Raw genomic sequence first — 17,784 nt, 5'->3', positions numbered from 1 at the left:
TTTCTCATGGCCGCGTCCGGCCCAGCTGCTGCCGATCTTTCAGCTGCGCTCGTCATGCAGCCGAGCACACTCGCCGATTGGCTGATCGTGCTGCCTGTTGCGCTCTGCATTGGTGTCGGTGCAATCCTGATGATGATCCGTCAAACGACACGCCTTCACGCGCCGATCGCGATTGCTGGTCTTGTCCTTGTCGTGGTCTTGGATGCGGCACTGCTTTGGCGCGTCGCACTCAATGGTCCTTTCACGATGGTGATGGGCCGCTGGCTGCCTCCCTTCGGTATTGCCTTTACCGCCGATCTGACAGGCGTACTGCTCGCGTTGGTAGGCGCAATCGCCGCACTGGCCTGCGCCATTCATGCAGGCGCTGAGATCGACGAGCAGGGGAGACGCTACGGTTTTTATCCGTTTCTGATGCTGCTGATGGCAGGTGTGACTGGCGCCTTTCTAACCGGCGATATCTTCAACCTCTACGTCTGGTTCGAAGTGTTGCTGATATCCTCTTTCGGCCTCATCGTCTTGGGTTCCACACGTGAGCAGATCGATGGTGCCCTGAAATACGCTGTTCTCAATCTGCTCGGAACGACGCTTTTTCTGATCGCGGTCGGCTATCTGTACGCGATATTCGGCACACTCAACATGGCCGATATCGCCAGAAAGGCCACGCCACTCAGCGAGACCGCGCCGCTCGTCACACTTGCCTCGCTGTTCACGCTGGCATTTGCGATGAAAGCAGCCGCGTTCCCCGTCAATTTCTGGCTGCCAGCATCCTACCACACGCCGAAGATTGTCGTGGCGGCGCTCTTCGGCGGTCTGCTCACCAAAGTCGGAGCTTACGCTCTGCTGCGCGTCATGGTGATGCTGTTTCCGGTGCAACGCGAGGAACTAAGCCTCGTCATCGCCATCTCCGCCGCCCTGACGATGGTCCTTGGCGCTATGGGTGCGCTGGCGCAAAACGACCTGCGCCGTATGCTCGGCTACGTCGTCATCTCCGGCATCGGCTACATCATGGCGGGGGTTGCAATCGGCACGCAAGCAGCACTCAGCGGCGTGGTGTTCTATGCGCTGAACTCTATGGTTTTGATGACGGCACTTTATCTCGCTGTCGGTCATGCGGCGCGTCTTGGTGGAGTATGGACACTGTCAGGCCTTGGCGGTCTTTACGCAAAGGCTCCCTGGTTCTCTGCGATGGTGCTCGCACTCTTCTTTGCGGCTGCCGGCCTGCCGCCGTTTTCCGGCTTCTGGCCAAAGGCTATGTTAACGAAGTCCGCGATCGACATTGGCGCCTGGTGGCTTGCTGCGGCCATCCTCGTTTCAGGCTTCATCTCGACCATCGCTCTTGGGAGAGCGTTTCTCCTTTGCTTTTGGAGGCCTGCACCCGGCGTTAAAGCGCGGGCTGCCGAAATCACTAAAGGCCCGTCAATATTGCCGGTTGCGGTTCTGACGGTTTTGATCGTTGGGGTGGGCCTTTGGCCCGAGCCGGTGATGAGATTGAGCCAGAACGCGGCGGAAACGCTTGGCGATCCGTCGGCTTACATCCGCTCTGTTTTCCCGGAAGGAGCGCGTCCATGAACCTCATCTTGACCGGCTTTCTGTTCGTCCTCATCTGGCTTGCAATCTCCGGCAGCTATACGCTGCCTAACCTTATTTTCGGCGCTTTGATCGCCGCCCTGTCGCTCGGTCTCATCCGCCACCAGATCGTCAAAAGCGAAAGCAGGCGTGTTCGACCTCTCTCTGTCCTGTTGCTGGCGATGCTCTTCATCAAGGAACTGGCTCTATCCGCGTGGACGGTGGCCAAGCTGGTGGTGCAGCCGAAAATGGACTTGAAGCCCGGCATCTTTGCTTACCCGCTAACAGTGGAAGGCGATTTCGAGATCGCTCTTCTTGCCAATCTGATCACGCTGACGCCCGGCACGCTCTCCGTAGACGTGGCTGAGGATCGCAGGACGCTCTATGTACACGCGCTGGACTGTAGCGATGTGGACGCGACGAAAAGGTCGATCGCTGACGGATTCGAGCGCAAGATCATGGAGGCCTTTACCAGATGACACCGGAAATACTTGTCTCCTACGCCTCTATAGCCGCTCTCTTCTTTTTATGCGTCGCGTTTCTTCTCACCGTCTACAGGGTCGTTGTCGGGCCAACGCTGCCGGATCGCGTCGTCGCGCTTGATATGCTGGTGGGGATAGCGATCGGCTTCATTGCGGTGATTGCGATTCGCACCGGTTTTAACCTCTACATCGATATCGCCATTGCGCTTTGCTTGGTTGGTTTCCTGGCAACGGTCGCTTTTGCACGCTTTATTCTGTCTCGACGACCAGAGGATGGACGCCAGACGAGTGAAATTCTCGACGGGCCAGACGTTCTTGCCGCTCCGCCAGCGCTGCGAAATGCGACAAATAAAGGTCGGAATAAAGCTGGCAAAGGCCACGGCAAGAAGGCGAAAGGCAAAAGAAAATGAGTTGGATAATCGCTTCGGTTGTAGCTGTGCTGTGTATCGGCGGAGCCTTGTTTTCCTTGACGGCAGCCATCGGTCTCAACCGTTTTCCGGACTTCTACACCCGAATGCACGCTGCCTCAAAAGCCGGCACCGTCGGCTCAGGTCTTCTTCTTCTTGGAGTTGGCCTTTATTCCCAAGAACTTGCAGTGTTCGTGAGGAGTTTCGTCGGCTTCCTATTCGTGGTTCTCACCGCCCCAATATCTGCGCATTTGCTTGCAAAATCTGCGCATCAAGTTGGCTATAAATTGTCAGTTCCTGCGGTCAAAGACGACCTGAAAGCAGATCGAAAGTCCAATTAGAAAAACTGCTTCACCTTTAACTTGTATTGTCGCTTCGCTACTGAAAATTTTTGTTACCCGTTATTTTTTACATACGAATTTGTGTGAGTATTGTCGAAAATATTCGAAAATAATATCTGGACTTTTTTTGGTTTAGTGCTATCCACGGTACGCAAAGTTGCTGATGTTGATTTGCTATTCGTTATTGCCGTTCCGCGTCTGCCTATATTGGGCTGAAAGTCTAGCTGGGTGATTTGCCGGAAATACAGTCACGAATGACGTAAATCGCGTCAGTCTATCCCATCTTTTCTGCATGAGGCTCGGGGCTGGCTTCGTGTCATACACACAAATGCAGTTTCGCTGGCCGTACTTTGCTTTACTGGCGCATGTGGCTTTGCCCGTCGCTACGCGTGACATGAACAGGAGACATTTCAATGACGGAAACTACATATGGCGGAGCGCAGAATCTGCTCGTCGAGCTGACTGCGGATATCGTTGCTGCCTATGTTAGCCACCATGTTGTTCCGGTTGCGGAACTTCCAAGCCTGATTTCCGACGTCCACAATGCGCTGAGCGGCACCTCTGTCCCGGCTGTGGCATCGGTGAGCGTCGAAAAGCAGAAGCCTGCGGTTTCAGTTCGCAAGTCGGTTCAGGATGACCAGATCATCTGCCTGGAATGTGGCGGTTCTTTCAAGTCGCTCAAGCGTCACCTCACGACGCATCACAACATCACCCCGGAAGAGTACCGCGAAAAGTGGGATCTCGCGGTGGATTACCCGATGGTTGCACCCGCCTATGCAGAAGCGCGTTCGCGCCTGGCAAAGGAAATGGGCCTTGGCCAGCGCCGCAAGTCTGGCCGCTAATCCCTTTCGCATCAGTAGTCGCGAAGACAGGAAAGCCGGCCCTTTGGTCGGCTTTTTTGCTTTTCCGGGTTACTTCCCAAATTTGCCTTCGCTTGGAGCGAGCAAAGGCTGGAGCAATGTCGCCATCTCTCCAGCCTAAAAACGTCAATCACTTACAGTCGTGGGACGATGAGGGGGGCTTTATCAGCCGACTTTCGCCAGACCCTCGCGCGGCACGTAATACTGGCCGAAGCGGTTGGCCAGGAAATCTGCAAGCGCCACATCCTCCTGTTTGACAAAGCCTTGCCTTGGCAGTTTGTCGCTGGCGAGAAGATCGAGGACGGTGCAGATGCCGGACGCGGTCGTGATCTGGATGGCGCTCATCATGCGACCGGAGACGGGACCTGCATAGACCTTGTTGGCATAGGTCTCCTGCATGAAGCGGCCATTCTTCGTGCCGCAGACGGTGACGAACACGATGACGACATCCTGCATGGTCGCGGGAAGGGCGTTTTCGAAGAGATCCTTCAGCACATCGCGACGGTTGCGCAGGTTCAGGTCGTTGAGCAGCGCCTTCATGATAGACACGTGACCGGGGTAACGGATGGTGCGGTAGTTCATGGTCCGCACCTTGCCCTCCAGTGTCGAGGCGAGTGTGCCGAGCCCACCCGACGTGTTGAAGGCTTCGTATGTCATCCCGTCCAGAGAAAATTCCTCACGCTCCTCCAGTGCCGGAACGGCGGTCAGGCGCCCCTCGACGATCGCCTCGCAAGGCTCGATATACTCGTTGATCAGCCCGTCCGTGCTCCAGGTCAAATTGTAGTTCAAGGCGTTGGACGGATATTGCGGCAGGGCGCCAACGCGCATGCGCACGCTGTCCAGCTTGTCGAACCGCGACGCGAGATCGGCGGCAACGATGGAGATAAAGCCCGGCGCCAAGCCGCATTGGGGGATCAATGCCGACTGGGATGTCTCTGCCAGCTTCTTGACCTTGCGAGTGGATTCGACGTCCTCGGTCAGATCGAGATAGTGGGTTCCCACCGCGACCGCCGCCTCGGCAATGTCAGCAGTCAGATGGAAGGGGGCGGCTGAAAGAACTGCGAACTTGTCCTTGAGGAGTGCCTGAAGGCTAAGCCTGTCGGTGATGTCCACCACTTCGGTATCGATCCGCTCATGCGATGGCACATTGGCCAGTTGATCGACGGCACGGTCGGCAACGGTGATACGATAGTCGCCTGTGACCGCAAGCATCCAGGAAATAGCCGAGCCGATATTGCCAGCACCGACGACGATGATGTGTTTCATGATCCGTCCCCTCAAGACATGTTGTTGAGGTAACAGAATGCCGCCACAGCCTTTTGATTCGTAGCTATGATCTGATCAGATAGACGTGTAAATATAAACATAACGCCAACTGGATTGTACATAGTGACCATTTCAGACAAAGACCGTGCGCTGCTGTCTCTCCTTGGAAGCAACGCGCGCATGCCTGTTGCGGAACTCGCTCGAAAACTCGGTTTGTCGCGAACGACCGTTCAGGCGCGGATCGAGCGATTGGAAGCGGAAGGCGTTATCGCAGGCTACGGCCTAAGGCTGTCGGAGAACTATCTGTCCGGGCTGGTGCGCGCTCACGTGCTGATCACCATTGGCCCGAAGGCCTTGGCAACCGTAACAGTTGCGTTGTCTGCCATTAAGGAGGTCACGACGCTGCACTCCGTCAGCGGCAGCTTCGATCTGATTGCGATCCTTGCTGCTCCATCGATCGCTGAACTCGATGGGTTGATCGACAAGATCGGCGCACTGGACGGGGTGGAGCGCACGCTCTCATCCATCATCCTGTCGACCCGTATTTCCCGCTGATGCTATGTTCTCGCGCCTGATGCCTTTCTAAAAGCAGTCACGTCTCATCGAGGCTGCCACGACGTGCCTTGAAGAACATCTTCAGTCGTTGAAGATCGCCCGCGCTCCAGCCTTCCGGGGCCGTCACCTCCATCCATGCGTCGATGTAGTGTTCGGGCGCGTAGACATGCCCGTAGCCCATCGGTGCGGTTGTTGCCGCAGCCACATCCAGCGTCAATTGCAGGGAGGTGACGAGGGGGAACCAGCGGAACGAAGAGGAGACGTCACGGCCACGCGGCTGTTTCATCCATTCCGGCCGTCGGTAGACGGAGGAGGTTTCGAAGAAGGTGATCGGGTCGCTGGCATATTGCAGATAGACGATGCGCATCGGTCCCCAAGGAACATTCGGCATCGTCGCATTCTGATACTGGTCGGCAAAGCGGATGACAGAGGAATCGCGAAACTTCGGCAGCCATTGCGGCGTGCCGGGTAGCCGGCCATTGGTTGCCATCCGCCAGGTGGGGCTGGCAAAGGGCGGGCCGCTCCACAGCGCGCCTTGAAACGGATCTGCCAGAACATCGTAGAGATCGGAGGACTTCTGGCTGTTCAGCGCGCCAAGACTTAGCCCATGGAGATAAAGTTTCGGACGGGTCTCCTTCGGCAATGTTGTCCAATAACCGTAGATTTCTTCGAACAGGGCACGCGCCGTCTCGACGCCATAATCCGGTTCGGTCAGCAGGGCGATCCAACTGGAGAGATAGGAATATTGCACCGCGACGCTGGCAATATCGCCGTTGTGCAGATATTCCACCGTATCGAGCGCCTCTGGGTCGATCCAGCCAGTGCCGGTCGGCACCACGACGAGGAGGGCGTGGCGTTCAAAGCCACCTGAGCGCTTCAACTCTTCTAGCGCAAGCTTGGCCCGTGCAGCCGGCGTGTCTGCAGAATTCAAACCGGCATAGACACGGATCGGTTCGAGCGCCGCTTTCCCGGTGAAGCTTGAAATCTGCTGCGCCGTGGGACCCGTCGCCACGAACTCCCGCCCGCGACGACCGAGCGATTGCCAGGTGATTAGCGAAGCGTCGCTGCCGGTTTTCACTTGGTCGCTCGGCTGAGGGACGTCCGGCTCGATGAGGCTATCCACTTGTTTGAGCGAACTGTCTGCAAAGCGCAGACCAATGTCGAAGATCAGCCCATTCAACACCATCCAGGCAAGCCCGATTGCCGCAAAAACACTGACGACATTTGCCAAGCGGCGAGGGAGAAAGCGACGGCTACGCAAAGCGAGCAATCGACGGACAAGTTGAAAAAGACGGCCAAGCACAATCAGAATTGCTGCGACCGCGACTGCGATCGCCCCGGTTCTGATCGGGTGGCTGCTATCGAGCGGGTTCATCTCCATCAAGATACGAATGGAGTTCTGCCATGTCGCGGCCTGCCAGAGAAATCCGATCGCCGCGATAGCTGCGCCAAGCGACAGGACGAAGCGAACGCCGCGCCTGTCATGCCGTGAAAGTTGCGGTAGGTCCAGATAGAGGTAGACCTCTTTCATCGCCACGCCGATGAGATATCCGATCGCAAAGGAGAAGCCGCAGAGCACGCCCTGCATGACGAAGGTGCGCGGTAGAAGAGAAGGTGTCAGCGAAGCGCAAAACAGCACGGTGCCGAAGACAATACCGGTGCTGGATAACGGTCCAAGAAAACGCCTGATCCACCGCAAGGTGCTACACTCCAGGTATCGTTGCAACTGAGAAGTGGCCCCAGCCGACCGCGCAAACTGCGGCGCAAGCAGCACTCTAATACAAGCTTTGCGACGGAGGGAAGAAACTGTAACAACAAAAAGCCCGCGACAGACGTTCGTCATATCGCGGGCTATTCATCTGCCGGAACACGCCGTCATGGCGTGCGTGCGGCAATCACTTCTTTGGAGACTGCGAAGGCTTTGGCTGGCTGCCACCTTCGCGCATCTGCCGCCACTCGCTTTCGAGGCGGTCGTAAATGTTCTGGGGAATTGTCGCTGTCATGGCATTCCTCCTGACTGGGTTGATGCAGCTCCATTTGCGGGCTCTGAAACCAAGTTAGAGAGCGAGAGGTTCCCGGATTCAAGCAATAATTTTCTCTTAAATCGGTTCGCAGATATTAAAATCGATTAATAAATTTTCAAATCGATTTAACTCGCTGCGGCAGGATGTGCAAAATCCGCAACTTGCGCGCTGTTGTTCTTTTAAAGAGACAGCAACACCAATTGACGCAAGCGATTCCTCGTCTTTGCATAACGCTTTCCCTTTATCGCAACCTGCTCGAGACTGGGCGTCTTTGCCTGCTGGATTGAACCCGTGGCGACACAATGATAGGCGATTGCTGCAGTGTTCTGATGCGACATTTTCAATGACAGGTGCATGCCCATGATCCGCCACATCGTTTTCTTCACCGTCCCGGAAGCCAATCGAGACGCAGTGCGAAAGGGTCTCTCAGGCCTGACAGCGATCGCCCACGCCTCGAAGCTCGAGATCGGCGAGAATGTGAAGAAGGATCAGTGGGGGAACTCCGTGGACTTTATCGTCTATGGCGAGTTCGAAAGTGAAGAGGCGCTTGCCGCCTATAAGGCAGACCCGGCCTATGATCTCTCGACCAGGACCGTAAAGCCGCTCCGCGACACGCGGATTGCCGCGGATTTTGACGCCGCGAAAGCGGTGACGTCGCCGATCAAGTAATTCACATTCGCGGTGGTCGATCGCGCCCGGCGCTTCCTCAACCTGTTTCTCAACAAGCGTAAGCTGCTTGCGAAGTCTTAACCGCAAATGATTCAGAAGACTCAAGGAAATGGAAAAGAGACAAGCCGTCGCTCCGTTGCCACGGCGGTCGAGGGATGTCATATCCTACATAGAAATGCTTTCATATCTGTGAAAGCTGACTGTTCCGCTTGCACGTGGGCAGTACTGCCATCCCCAGCTTGAACCGAAGCAAAAGCCCACATTCATTTGCCATTCAGGCGCTTTGAGCTAAATATTGCCTCGACAAACTATTCCGACGTGCATCCGACTTTTTGTGGAAGTTTTTGCAAATGGCATCACCTCTTATCATCGCGACGCTCGCAGCTGGAATGTCCGGCTTCCCTGCGCCGCAGGCTGATTTGCGGGTCGGTGCCATCGAAACGCCCATCCTGCGCGTTGCCAGCGACTGCACTGGCGCGGTGTCCCGTGTCGTTCGCGAAACCGGCGGGCAGCTTCTCTCCGTCTATCCGTCTGGCGACGGTCAGTCCTGCGTTGTTACCGTTCTGGTGCAGGGCAATGGCGAGCGTCCGCGCAAGGTCACTATGCGCGTGCCGATGTAGATCCGCGTGCCGATGTAGTTGAACCCCGATCGAAATCTCCATACATCTGCTATAGACACATTTCGAATGGCGGCTCCGCTGCCGGCTGGACTAAAAAGGGGCAGACGATGCGCATTCTCGTGGTCGAGGACGATACCAACCTCAACCGGCAATTGACCGACGCGCTGAAAGAAGCGGGCTATGTGGTCGATCAGGCGTTCGACGGCGAGGAAGGGCATTATCTTGGCGACACCGAGCCCTATGATGCGATCGTGCTTGATATCGGCCTGCCACAGATGGATGGCATTACCGTCGTTGAAAAATGGCGCTCCTCCGGCAAGTCCATGCCGGTTCTGATCCTTACTGCACGTGATCGCTGGAGCGACAAGGTTGCCGGCATCGATGCTGGCGCCGACGATTATGTGACCAAGCCTTTCCATGTTGAAGAAGTACTCGCGCGTGTGCGTGCTCTGATCCGTCGTGCTGCCGGTCATGCATCCTCTGAAATCGTTTGTGGTCCCGTGCGACTCGATACGAAATCGTCCAAGGCGACGGTTAATGGAACGACCCTGAAATTGACGTCGCACGAGTTCCGTCTTCTGTCCTATCTCATGCATCACATGGGTGAGGTCGTCTCGCGCACCGAACTGGTCGAGCACATGTATGACCAGGATTTCGACCGTGACTCCAACACGATCGAAGTTTTTGTCGGCCGTCTGCGCAAGAAGCTCGGTGTCGATTTGATCGAGACCATTCGCGGTCTCGGTTACCGGATGCAAGCGCCGCAAGATGCGAAATAATTCACTCACCGCACGCGTTCTCTTGCTGGCCTCGGCATGGTCCGTGCTGGCACTGGTGGTGATTGCGGTGGTGATTTCGACGCTTTATCGCCAGGGCGTCGAGCGCAGCTTTACCGACCTGTTGCGCGCACAGCTTTATAACGTCATCAATTCGGTAACGATCTCCAACGAGAACACGTTGGCCGGTAGCCCACAGCTCGGAGACCTGCGTTTCTCCCAGCCAGATACGGGCTGGTACTGGGTGGTGGAACCGCTCGGCAACTTCCAGACCGCACCGCTTGTCTCCTCGTCGCTCGGTGTGTCCAAGCTTGCCGTTCCAAGCATTCTCGATGTTCCATTCGACAATCGCTACGAGCGTTATTACACGCTCACAGACCAAGCTGGAAATCGTATCCAGGTGGCCGAGACCGAAGTCGTGCTGGATGGTGAGGGCAGGGCGGCCCGGTTTCGCGTGACCGGCAATCTCAATGTCGTCGAGGATGACGTTCGGGACTTTTCCAACAGCCTTTATCTCGCGCTCGCTGTGTTCGGCGTCGGCAGCCTCGTCGTCAACGGTCTTGCCATTCTCTACAGTCTTCGTCCGCTCGACCGGGCGCGTGTGGCGCTCGGCAAGATCCGCGGCGGTGAGGCTGAGCGGCTTGAGGGTGAATTCCCGCGTGAAATCCAGCCGCTGGCGCATGAGGTCAACGCGCTGATCGAGAGCAACCGACGCATCGTCGAACGCGCCCGTATGCAGGTAGGCAACTTGGCGCACTCGCTGAAAACGCCGATCGCCGTGTTGTTGAACGAAGCGCGCACCTTGGACAGCCAGCATGGTGATCTGGTCAGGGCGCAGGCGGACGCCATGCAGGCCCAGGTGCAATCCTACCTCTCGCGCGCCCGTATTGCTGCGCAGCGCGGCTCGATCCTCGCCCGCGCTGAAGCCGAACCGGCGCTGGAGCGCCTGATTCGTGTGATGCGCCGCCTTAATCCCGATAAGGCCTTCGAACTCGATCTCCACCAGCCCGGCACGCTTCTCGCAATGGAGCAGCAGGATCTGGAGGAGGTCGTCGGCAATCTTCTCGAAAATGCAGCGCGCTTTGCCAATAAGCGCATTGTCGTGCGCATGACAAATGGCAGCCATCCATCTTCCGACCCCGATATTACCCGACGTGCCTGGATCGAGTTGACTGTGGAAGATGATGGGCCGGGTCTTGAACCCGACCAAATTACCGAGGCGCTGAAGCGCGGTCGAAGACTGGATGAGAGCCGGCCCGGTACTGGTCTCGGCCTATCGATCGTCAGCGAAGTGGTTTCCGAGTATCACGGCAAATTCACGTTATCGCGCAGCGAAATCGGTGGATTGAAGGCCACGCTGCTTTTGCCGGGCCTGTCGAAAGAGCTTGCTTAAGACAAGCGAAAAAGCAATTAATTCAAGCCGGAAGAGCGAAGAAGATCTGCTTGATGATAGGCGGCATATCGCCGTTGATCTGCAGATCCTAGTCGCTCGGCATTGGCAAGGAGTGGTGTCTTGATGGTAGCGATGTGCAGTGCAGATATGAGAACAACGAGGCCTAGCTTGGCTCGACCCGCTGTGCTGTCCCTGATTGTCGTTTCCGTTTTAAGCTCCTGCACGACATCCAACACACGTGGAACCCCTAGCGGTGGAGGTCTGTTTGGCGGCCGTGGATCGTCTTCGGTATCCTATATTGCCAATCTCCAGGGTGGCATCGTGTCGCGCAGCGGCATTCAACTGAGCCGCGGCGACTATAACAAGGCGTTGGAAGCGGAGTATCGTGCACTCGAGACGGCACCTGGCGGACAGGCTGTCACCTGGAGCGGTAGCGCCAGTGGCGAGGTTGTCGCCAACGCGCCCTATCAGGTGGGCAACCAGAATTGCCGTCAATATTCCCACACCATCAATGACAATGGCCGCGAAGCGAAAGTGCGCGGGGCTGCCTGCCGCAACGCGGACGGAACCTGGACGCCATTAACCTAACACCCGTCACGCAGTCGATCTCGCTCGGCGAACTTAGAAGGTTGTCGCCTGCGCATGACGCTCATGATCGCTTTCGGCGCGATCCTCATCAAGACGCATTCTTCCATTTGACTTGTGTCAAGGAAGTCGTAGGTCTTCCTGTGAGAGAACGTCGCGCGGCCGATGGCCTCAAATTCGTGTCATCCCGTTGCGGCTTGTTCCAAAGCAGCGCGCATTCGAGTAGTTGAGTGGGAATGTTCTGGATTCTCGTTGCGATACTGACGGCGGTAGTCGCCATCCTTCTCACCCATCCTTTGATGCGCAGCAGGCAGGCCGCCGCCGTTGCCGATCGCGAAGGGGAGGTAGCCGTCTATCGTGACCAGTTGGCCGAGCTTGAGCGCGAACGTGTCTCTGGCCTGATCGGAGAGACGGAAGCGGAATATGCCCGGGCCGAGATCGGCCGACGTCTTCTGGCCGCAGCATCGGGAAAGACTGAGCAAGACAAGGCGCTGACAGCGCGCCGGCACAGTGTGATCGCAACCCTCGTAACAGCAGCTTTGCCGATCACCGGCCTCTGTCTTTACTTGTTCATGGGAAGCCCCAATCACCCGGACATGCCGCTGGAGGCACGTCTGGAGAATCCCGGCAACGATATGAACTTGCTGATCGCGAAGGCGGAGCGCCATCTGGCGCAAAACCCTGAGGACGGGGCGGGATGGGATGTGCTGGCACCGATCTACTTCAAGACGATGCGCTTCGGCGACGCGGAGATGGCATACCGCAATGCGATCCGTTTGCTCGGCGACAACCCCGCACGCCTGACCGGATTGGCCGAAACGCTGGTGACAGCCAATCAAGGTATCGTCACCCAGGAGGCCCAGCTGGCCTTCGCTGACGCGGAGAAGCTGCGTCCCGGTAATCCGCGGGCACAATTCTATCTGGCGCTTGCAATGGAGCAGGCCGGCAGGAAGGATGAGGCGCGCGATGCTTTTGCGGCGATCTTGAAGGCCTCTCCAGCTGGCGCACCGTGGATACCACTCGTTCAGGCACACTTGGAGGCGACAGGTGGCGATGCGGCCGTTGCCGCGACACCGGAGCCGGACGCGTCGGGCAATCCGACGGCTGAAGATATGGCGGCTGCCAACGCCATGGCACCGGAAGATCGCCAGGCGATGATTGCCGGCATGGTCGAAAGCCTGGATGGCAAGCTTCGAGAACAACCAGACAACTTTGAAGGCTGGATGCGTCTCGTGCGCTCCTATGCCATGCTGAACAATGAAGGCAAGGCGCGGGAAGCACTGCAAAACGGGCTGAAGACCTTCCCGCCCGAGGGCGAGCAGGGCAAGAAGCTTCTGGCCTTGGCGCAGCAGCTTGGCATTCCGGCTGAGGGAGTGACGCGATGACACGCAAGCAGAAGCGAATGGCGATCATCGGTGGGGGCGTGAGCTTCATCATGCTCGCCGTATTCCTGGTGATGTTCGCTTTCGGTCAGTCCATCGCTTACTTCTACATGCCGGCTGATCTTGAGAAGACGTCTGTTGCGCCGGGCACGCGCATCCGCCTCGGCGGACTTGTTGCCGAAGGTTCGGTGAAGCGGGGCGAAGGCCGCACGGTCAGCTTTACCGTAACGGACGGGTCTGGGAACGTCCCCGTCAGCTATACCGGCATCTTGCCGGACCTGTTTCGCGAAGGGCAGGGCGTAGTGACCGAAGGCGTCTTTGATGCCGCGACCCACGCCTTTGTGGCAGACAGCGTGTTGGCCAAGCATGACGAGAATTATATGCCGAAAGAAGTTGCCGACCGCTTGAAAGACAAGGGTCTGTGGCAGCACACTGCAGATGGCAACAAGACCGGGGCGACCAAATGATCAGCGAAATCGGTCTATACTGTCTGATCCTTGCGCTTGCGGTCTCCGTGGTGGTCTCCATTCTGCCGGTGATCGGCGTTCTCCGTCACGACCGGGCCCTGATGGATGTCGCGTCCACCGGCTCGCTCCTGATGTTTCTTCTTGTTGGTCTCAGCTTTGCTGCGCTGACGCACGCCTATGCGGTCTCGGACTTCTCGCTGAAGAATGTCTTCGAAAACTCGCACTCTTTGATGCCGATGATCTACAAGCTGACCGGCGTCTGGGGCAACCATGAAGGCTCGATGCTGCTCTGGCTGCTAATCCTGGTGTTCTTCAGCGCACTTGTGGCCGTCTATGGCCGCAATCTGCCCGACACGCTGAAGGCCAATGTTCTGTCGGTCCAGGCCTGGATCAGCACTGCCTTCCTGCTGTTCATTCTGCTGACCTCAAATCCATTTTTACGTCTCGACCCCGTGCCGGCCGAGGGGCAGGATCTCAATCCCATTCTCCAGGATTTTGGTCTCGCGATCCATCCGCCGCTCCTCTACCTCGGCTATGTTGGTTTCTCCGTCTGTTTTTCCTTCGCCGTTGCCGCATTGATGGAGGGCCGAATCGACGCCGCCTGGGCACGCTGGGTACGTCCGTGGACTTTGGCTGCCTGGACCTTCCTGACCGCCGGCATCTCGATGGGCTCCTACTGGGCCTATTATGAACTTGGCTGGGGCGGCTGGTGGTTTTGGGATCCGGTTGAAAACGCCTCCTTCATGCCCTGGCTTGCCGGAACCGCACTGCTGCATTCGGCGCTCGTCATGGAAAAGCGCGAGGCGTTGAAGATCTGGACGGTGCTGCTGGCGATCATGACTTTTTCGTTGTCGTTGCTCGGCACCTTCCTCGTCCGTTCTGGCGTGCTGACGTCTGTTCACGCCTTCGCCACCGATCCAAGCCGCGGCATCTTTATTCTCTGCATCCTGATGATCTTCATCGGCGGTGCCTTTTCGCTCTTTGCCTGGCGCGCTCCGACCCTGAAGGCGGGCGGTCTTTTTGCGCCGATTTCGCGTGAAGGCGCGCTGGTTCTCAACAACCTGATCCTGACGGTCTCGACCGCGACAGTCCTGATCGGCACACTCTATCCGCTGGTTCTTGAAACCCTGACCGGTGAGAAGATTTCCGTCGGTGCGCCCTTCTTCAACATCACCTTCGGCCTGTTGATGATACCGATCCTGATCGTCACTCCTTTCGGGCCCATGCTCGCCTGGAAGCGCGGCGATCTGTTGGGCGCTTTCCAGCGGCTCTATGTGGCCGCGGCTCTTGCAGCGCTCGCAGGCCTTACACTCTGGTACATCGAGAATGGTGGACCGGTACTGGCAGCGCTCGGCATCGCTGCCGGCTTCTGGCTGATCTTCGGCGCGCTTGCTGATCTGTGGTATCGCGCCAACTTCGGCAAGCTTGCGTTTGGCCTTGCGGTTCGCCGCCTCAAGGGTTTGCCGCGCTCGGCTTTTGGAACAGGGCTAGCCCATATCGGTCTTGGCGTCACAGTGCTTGGAATCGTCACCGTCACGACGTTTGAGACCGAAACCGTCGTGGAGATGAAGCAGGGCATGGTTGTCGAGGCGGGGGGGTACAGCCTGACCTTCGACGGCATTCGCCACCATGTCGGCCCCAATTTTACCGAAGATCGCGGCCACTTCACCGCCCGCGAGGCGGGGGTTGAGGTTGCAGACGTCTGGTCGTCCAAGCGCCTCTATACCGCCCGCCGCATGCCGACGACGGAAGCCGGGATCATGACCTTCGGTCTTTCGCAGCTCTACGTCTCTCTGGGTGATCCAATGCAGGATGGTGGCATCGTGGTGCGCGTCTGGTGGAAGCCCTTTATTCTCTGCATCTGGGGCGGCACGCTGTTCATGATGCTGGGTGGCTTCATCTCGCTCTCCGACCGCCGCCTGCGTGTTGGTGCTCCGAACCGTAAAGCCAAGCCTGCAAAATCGGCGACCCCGGAGCCTGCGGAATGAGAGCGTGGCTGGCAAGACTATCATTGCTTCTCGTGCTCGCGTTTGGCGCGTTCCCCGCCTTCGCCTTCAATCCGGACGAGGTGTTGTCCGATCCAGCCCTTGAAGCAAGAGCGCGGAACCTGACGGCACAATTGCGATGCATGGTCTGCCAGAACCAGTCGATCGATGACAGTAATGCAGAGCTTGCCCGCGATCTGCGTCTTCTCGTGCGCGACCGGCTGGTCAAGGGTGATAGCGATGAAGCGGTCATCAACTACGTCGTCTCCCGCTATGGCGAGTTCGTCCTGTTGAAGCCGCGCTTCAGTACAAGAACACTGGCTTTGTGGGGAGCACCAATCGGTCTTCTCCTGATCGGCGGCGTTGCCGTCTTCGTCTTTTCGCGTCGCCGCGCCGCTCCTTCTGAAGGCCAGAAACTGACAGCCGATGAAGAAGCGCGCATCCGCGATTTGCTGGAAGGCTAACGTTTCCTCAGGCGTTTCAGGCTGTTTAGCAATATTACGATTTTTTCACTCAGCAGACACTTCGCTGTAAGGTGGAAGTCCCTATATCTTTCATCATCCACCGCTACTCCGGTTCCAATCGGAGGTTCCAGTCAGATGAAGAAAGAAGGTACCGACATGTCTCAATTGCAAAACGGACGCCCCTCGTTGAAGACGATTTTGAAGTCTTCCGCCGTCGGCGGCCTTGCAGCGCTGATGCTGACGACCGGCGTCGCTGGGCCCATTGCCCGTTCTTTTGCAGCACCTGTCGAGGTCAATGCGCCTCAGGTGCCGAGCTTTGCCAATGTGGTTGATGCCGTTTCTCCCGCGGTCGTTTCGGTCCGCGTCAAATCCAATGTCGAGCCGGTGTCTGACGACAGCAGCGGCTTTTCATTCGGCGGTCGCGGTCTCGACCAGCTTCCTGACGATCACCCGCTGAAGCGCTTCTTCAAGGAGTTCGGTGGTCCGGGTGCAAATGAAGAAAAGCGTGGTCCGAACCGCCATCGTGAAGGCAAAGGCCCGCTTCGCCCCGTCGCGCAGGGCTCGGGGTTCTTTATCTCCGAGGACGGTTACATTGTCACCAACAACCATGTGGTCGATGACGGCTCCGCCTATACGGTGGTGCTGAATGACGGCACCGAATATGACGCCAAGCTTATCGGTCGCGACAGCCGCACCGACCTCGCAGTGCTAAAGGTCGATGTGAATCGCAAGTTCACCTACGTGCAGTTTGCCGATGACAGCAAGATCCGCGTCGGCGATTGGGTCGTGGCTGTCGGTAATCCCTTTGGTCTCGGCGGCACGGTGACCTCCGGTATCGTCTCTGCCCGCGGTCGTGATATCGGCTCCGGACCCTATGACGACTACCTGCAGATCGACGCGGCCGTGAACCGTGGTAACTCCGGTGGTCCTGCCTTCAACCTCAATGGCGAAGTGGTCGGCATCAACACCGCGATCTTCTCTCCCTCCGGCGGCAACGTTGGTATCGCGTTCGCCATTCCCGCGTCCGTTGCCAAGGATGTCGTTCAGGATCTGATCAAGGACGGCAAGGTCGAGCGCGGTTGGCTCGGTGTGCAGATCCAGCCGGTGAGCAAGGATATCGCCGAATCGCTCGGTCTCTCCGAAGCCAAGGGTGCTCTGGTCGTCGCTCCGCAGGCAGGCTCTCCAGGTGATAAGGCCGGCATCAAGCAAGGTGATATCATCACCGCGGTCAATGGCGATCCGATCAAGGATGCCCGCGAATTGTCTCGCCGGATCGGCGCGCTGGCACCAAACACCAAGGTCGAGTTGTCGCTGTGGCGCAATGGTAAGTCCCAGTCGGTCAGTGTCACGCTCGGCGATCTGGCAAGCGATGATGCATCTGCAGGCGCCAAGGGTCAAAACGACAACGAGCGCGGCGGTCAGTCCTCCAGCGAGAAGGCTCTCTCCAGCCTCGGGCTGACGGTCGCTCCAGCTGAGGATGGCAATGGCCTTGCTATCACCGATGTCGATCCGGACTCCGATGCCGCGACCCGTGGCCTGAAGGCTGGTGAAAAGATCACCTCGGTCAACAACCAGCAGGTCGCATCTGCTTCCGATGTTGAGAAGGTGATTTCGCAAGCCAAGAAGGACGGCCGCACAAAGGCTCTGTTCCAGATCGAAACCGAGCAAGGCAGCCGCTTTATCGCCCTCGACATCGATCAGGGTTGATTTAGCAAAGATGAGAGAGGGGCATTTGGCCCCTCTCATTTTTCAAACGCAGAACACCAGGGAGGACGCCGAAATCTGCGGCGCCTTCGCATTTTACGATCGGCGAGCCGGATGGCGGGTATTGGGCTATCCAAGGCGAAGCCAAGACAGCATCGGCCCGAGATCGGGATCCATCTCTAAAAAAGCACGATGCATGAAGTTGAAAAAGGACGGTGTCCTTGAGCGCTCACTCGGG

18 protein-coding genes are annotated in these 17,784 nt (G+C 57.6%); 16 read left to right on the top strand and 2 right to left on the bottom strand.

Annotated elements, in window-relative coordinates; genetic code table 11:
- Positions 1-6: 6 nt before the first annotated feature.
- The 5 genes from WKI41_RS18390 (at position 7) to WKI41_RS18370 (ending at position 3,638) form a co-directional block, all read left to right on the top strand.
- A complete protein-coding gene (locus tag WKI41_RS18390; protein WP_340195024.1) occupies positions 7-1,569 on the top strand; it encodes a Na+/H+ antiporter subunit D in 1,563 nt (520 codons plus the stop codon).
- Positions 1,566-2,045, top strand: coding sequence for a Na+/H+ antiporter subunit E (locus WKI41_RS18385; protein ID WP_340194917.1), 480 nt, complete (start codon positions 1,566-1,568; stop codon positions 2,043-2,045). The genes WKI41_RS18390 and WKI41_RS18385 overlap by 4 nt, the downstream gene beginning before the upstream one ends.
- Positions 2,042-2,458 carry a cation:proton antiporter gene (locus WKI41_RS18380; RefSeq protein ID WP_340194916.1) on the top strand — a complete coding sequence of 139 codons (417 nt, stop codon included), beginning with the start codon at positions 2,042-2,044 and terminating at the stop codon, positions 2,456-2,458. The genes WKI41_RS18385 and WKI41_RS18380 overlap by 4 nt, the downstream gene beginning before the upstream one ends.
- On the top strand, positions 2,455-2,796 hold the full coding sequence (mnhG, locus tag WKI41_RS18375; protein WP_340194915.1) for a monovalent cation/H(+) antiporter subunit G: 342 nt from the start codon (positions 2,455-2,457) through the stop codon (positions 2,794-2,796). Before WKI41_RS18380 ends, mnhG begins: the two co-directional genes overlap by 4 nt.
- Positions 2,797-3,209: 413 nt before the next feature.
- Positions 3,210-3,638, top strand: a complete 429-nt coding sequence (locus WKI41_RS18370; RefSeq protein ID WP_340194914.1) for a MucR family transcriptional regulator — start codon at positions 3,210-3,212, stop codon at positions 3,636-3,638.
- A 183-nt stretch (positions 3,639-3,821) separates the two neighbouring features.
- Here the strand turns inward: WKI41_RS18370 and WKI41_RS18365 are convergent, their stop codons facing one another.
- Complete coding sequence (locus WKI41_RS18365) at positions 3,822-4,922, bottom strand: saccharopine dehydrogenase family protein (RefSeq protein WP_340194913.1); 1,101 nt, start codon at positions 4,920-4,922, stop codon at positions 3,822-3,824.
- A 123-nt stretch (positions 4,923-5,045) separates the two neighbouring features.
- On the opposite strand from WKI41_RS18365, the gene WKI41_RS18360 reads away from it, so the two are divergent.
- The gene (locus WKI41_RS18360) at positions 5,046-5,477 is read left to right on the top strand and encodes an Lrp/AsnC family transcriptional regulator (RefSeq protein WP_340194912.1); all 432 of its coding nucleotides are present in this window, start codon (positions 5,046-5,048) and stop codon (positions 5,475-5,477) included.
- Between the two features lie 37 nt (positions 5,478-5,514).
- On the opposite strand, the gene WKI41_RS18355 is transcribed toward WKI41_RS18360, so the two are convergent.
- The gene (locus WKI41_RS18355) at positions 5,515-7,176 is read right to left on the bottom strand and encodes an alpha/beta hydrolase (RefSeq protein ID WP_340194911.1); all 1,662 of its coding nucleotides are present in this window, start codon (positions 7,174-7,176) and stop codon (positions 5,515-5,517) included.
- 685 nt (positions 7,177-7,861) lie between these two features.
- Here WKI41_RS18355 and WKI41_RS18350 point away from each other — a divergent pair.
- The 10 genes from WKI41_RS18350 (at position 7,862) to WKI41_RS18305 (ending at position 17,549) form a co-directional block, all read left to right on the top strand.
- A complete protein-coding gene (locus WKI41_RS18350) occupies positions 7,862-8,170 on the top strand; it encodes a Dabb family protein (protein WP_340194910.1) in 309 nt (102 codons plus the stop codon).
- A 350-nt stretch (positions 8,171-8,520) separates the two neighbouring features.
- Positions 8,521-8,790: a hypothetical protein gene (locus WKI41_RS18345; protein WP_340194909.1), complete on the top strand. Its 270-nt coding sequence runs from the start codon at positions 8,521-8,523 to the stop codon at positions 8,788-8,790.
- Positions 8,791-8,897: 107 nt separating this feature from the next.
- Positions 8,898-9,569: a response regulator transcription factor gene (locus tag WKI41_RS18340; protein WP_340194908.1), complete on the top strand. Its 672-nt coding sequence runs from the start codon at positions 8,898-8,900 to the stop codon at positions 9,567-9,569.
- Positions 9,559-10,959 carry an ATP-binding protein gene (locus WKI41_RS18335; RefSeq protein ID WP_340194907.1) on the top strand — a complete coding sequence of 467 codons (1,401 nt, stop codon included), beginning with the start codon at positions 9,559-9,561 and terminating at the stop codon, positions 10,957-10,959. The genes WKI41_RS18340 and WKI41_RS18335 overlap by 11 nt, the downstream gene beginning before the upstream one ends.
- A 147-nt stretch (positions 10,960-11,106) precedes the next feature.
- Positions 11,107-11,547 (top strand): hypothetical protein, encoded by a 441-nt coding sequence (locus WKI41_RS18330; RefSeq protein ID WP_425341066.1) that lies wholly within the window; start codon positions 11,107-11,109, stop codon positions 11,545-11,547.
- Positions 11,548-11,780: 233 nt separating this feature from the next.
- Positions 11,781-12,929: a c-type cytochrome biogenesis protein CcmI gene (ccmI, locus tag WKI41_RS18325; protein WP_340194906.1), complete on the top strand. Its 1,149-nt coding sequence runs from the start codon at positions 11,781-11,783 to the stop codon at positions 12,927-12,929.
- A complete protein-coding gene (ccmE, locus tag WKI41_RS18320) occupies positions 12,926-13,393 on the top strand; it encodes a cytochrome c maturation protein CcmE (RefSeq protein WP_340194905.1) in 468 nt (155 codons plus the stop codon). Before ccmI ends, ccmE begins: the two co-directional genes overlap by 4 nt.
- Positions 13,390-15,381 (top strand): heme lyase CcmF/NrfE family subunit, encoded by a 1,992-nt coding sequence (locus tag WKI41_RS18315; RefSeq protein WP_340194904.1) that lies wholly within the window; start codon positions 13,390-13,392, stop codon positions 15,379-15,381. The genes ccmE and WKI41_RS18315 overlap by 4 nt, the downstream gene beginning before the upstream one ends.
- Positions 15,378-15,842, top strand: a complete 465-nt coding sequence (locus tag WKI41_RS18310; protein ID WP_340194903.1) for a cytochrome c-type biogenesis protein — start codon at positions 15,378-15,380, stop codon at positions 15,840-15,842. The genes WKI41_RS18315 and WKI41_RS18310 overlap by 4 nt, the downstream gene beginning before the upstream one ends.
- Positions 15,843-15,998: 156 nt before the next feature.
- Positions 15,999-17,549, top strand: a complete 1,551-nt coding sequence (locus WKI41_RS18305) for a Do family serine endopeptidase (RefSeq protein WP_340195022.1) — start codon at positions 15,999-16,001, stop codon at positions 17,547-17,549.
- The last annotated feature ends 235 nt before the right edge of the window (positions 17,550-17,784 follow it).

Origin of the sequence: Agrobacterium larrymoorei (assembly GCF_037722385.1) — a bacterium.
Classification (GTDB): domain Bacteria; phylum Pseudomonadota; class Alphaproteobacteria; order Rhizobiales; family Rhizobiaceae; genus Agrobacterium; species Agrobacterium larrymoorei_C.
Note: the sequence above shows the minus strand (reverse complement) of the source record. Positions and strands in the feature narration are given on the sequence as shown.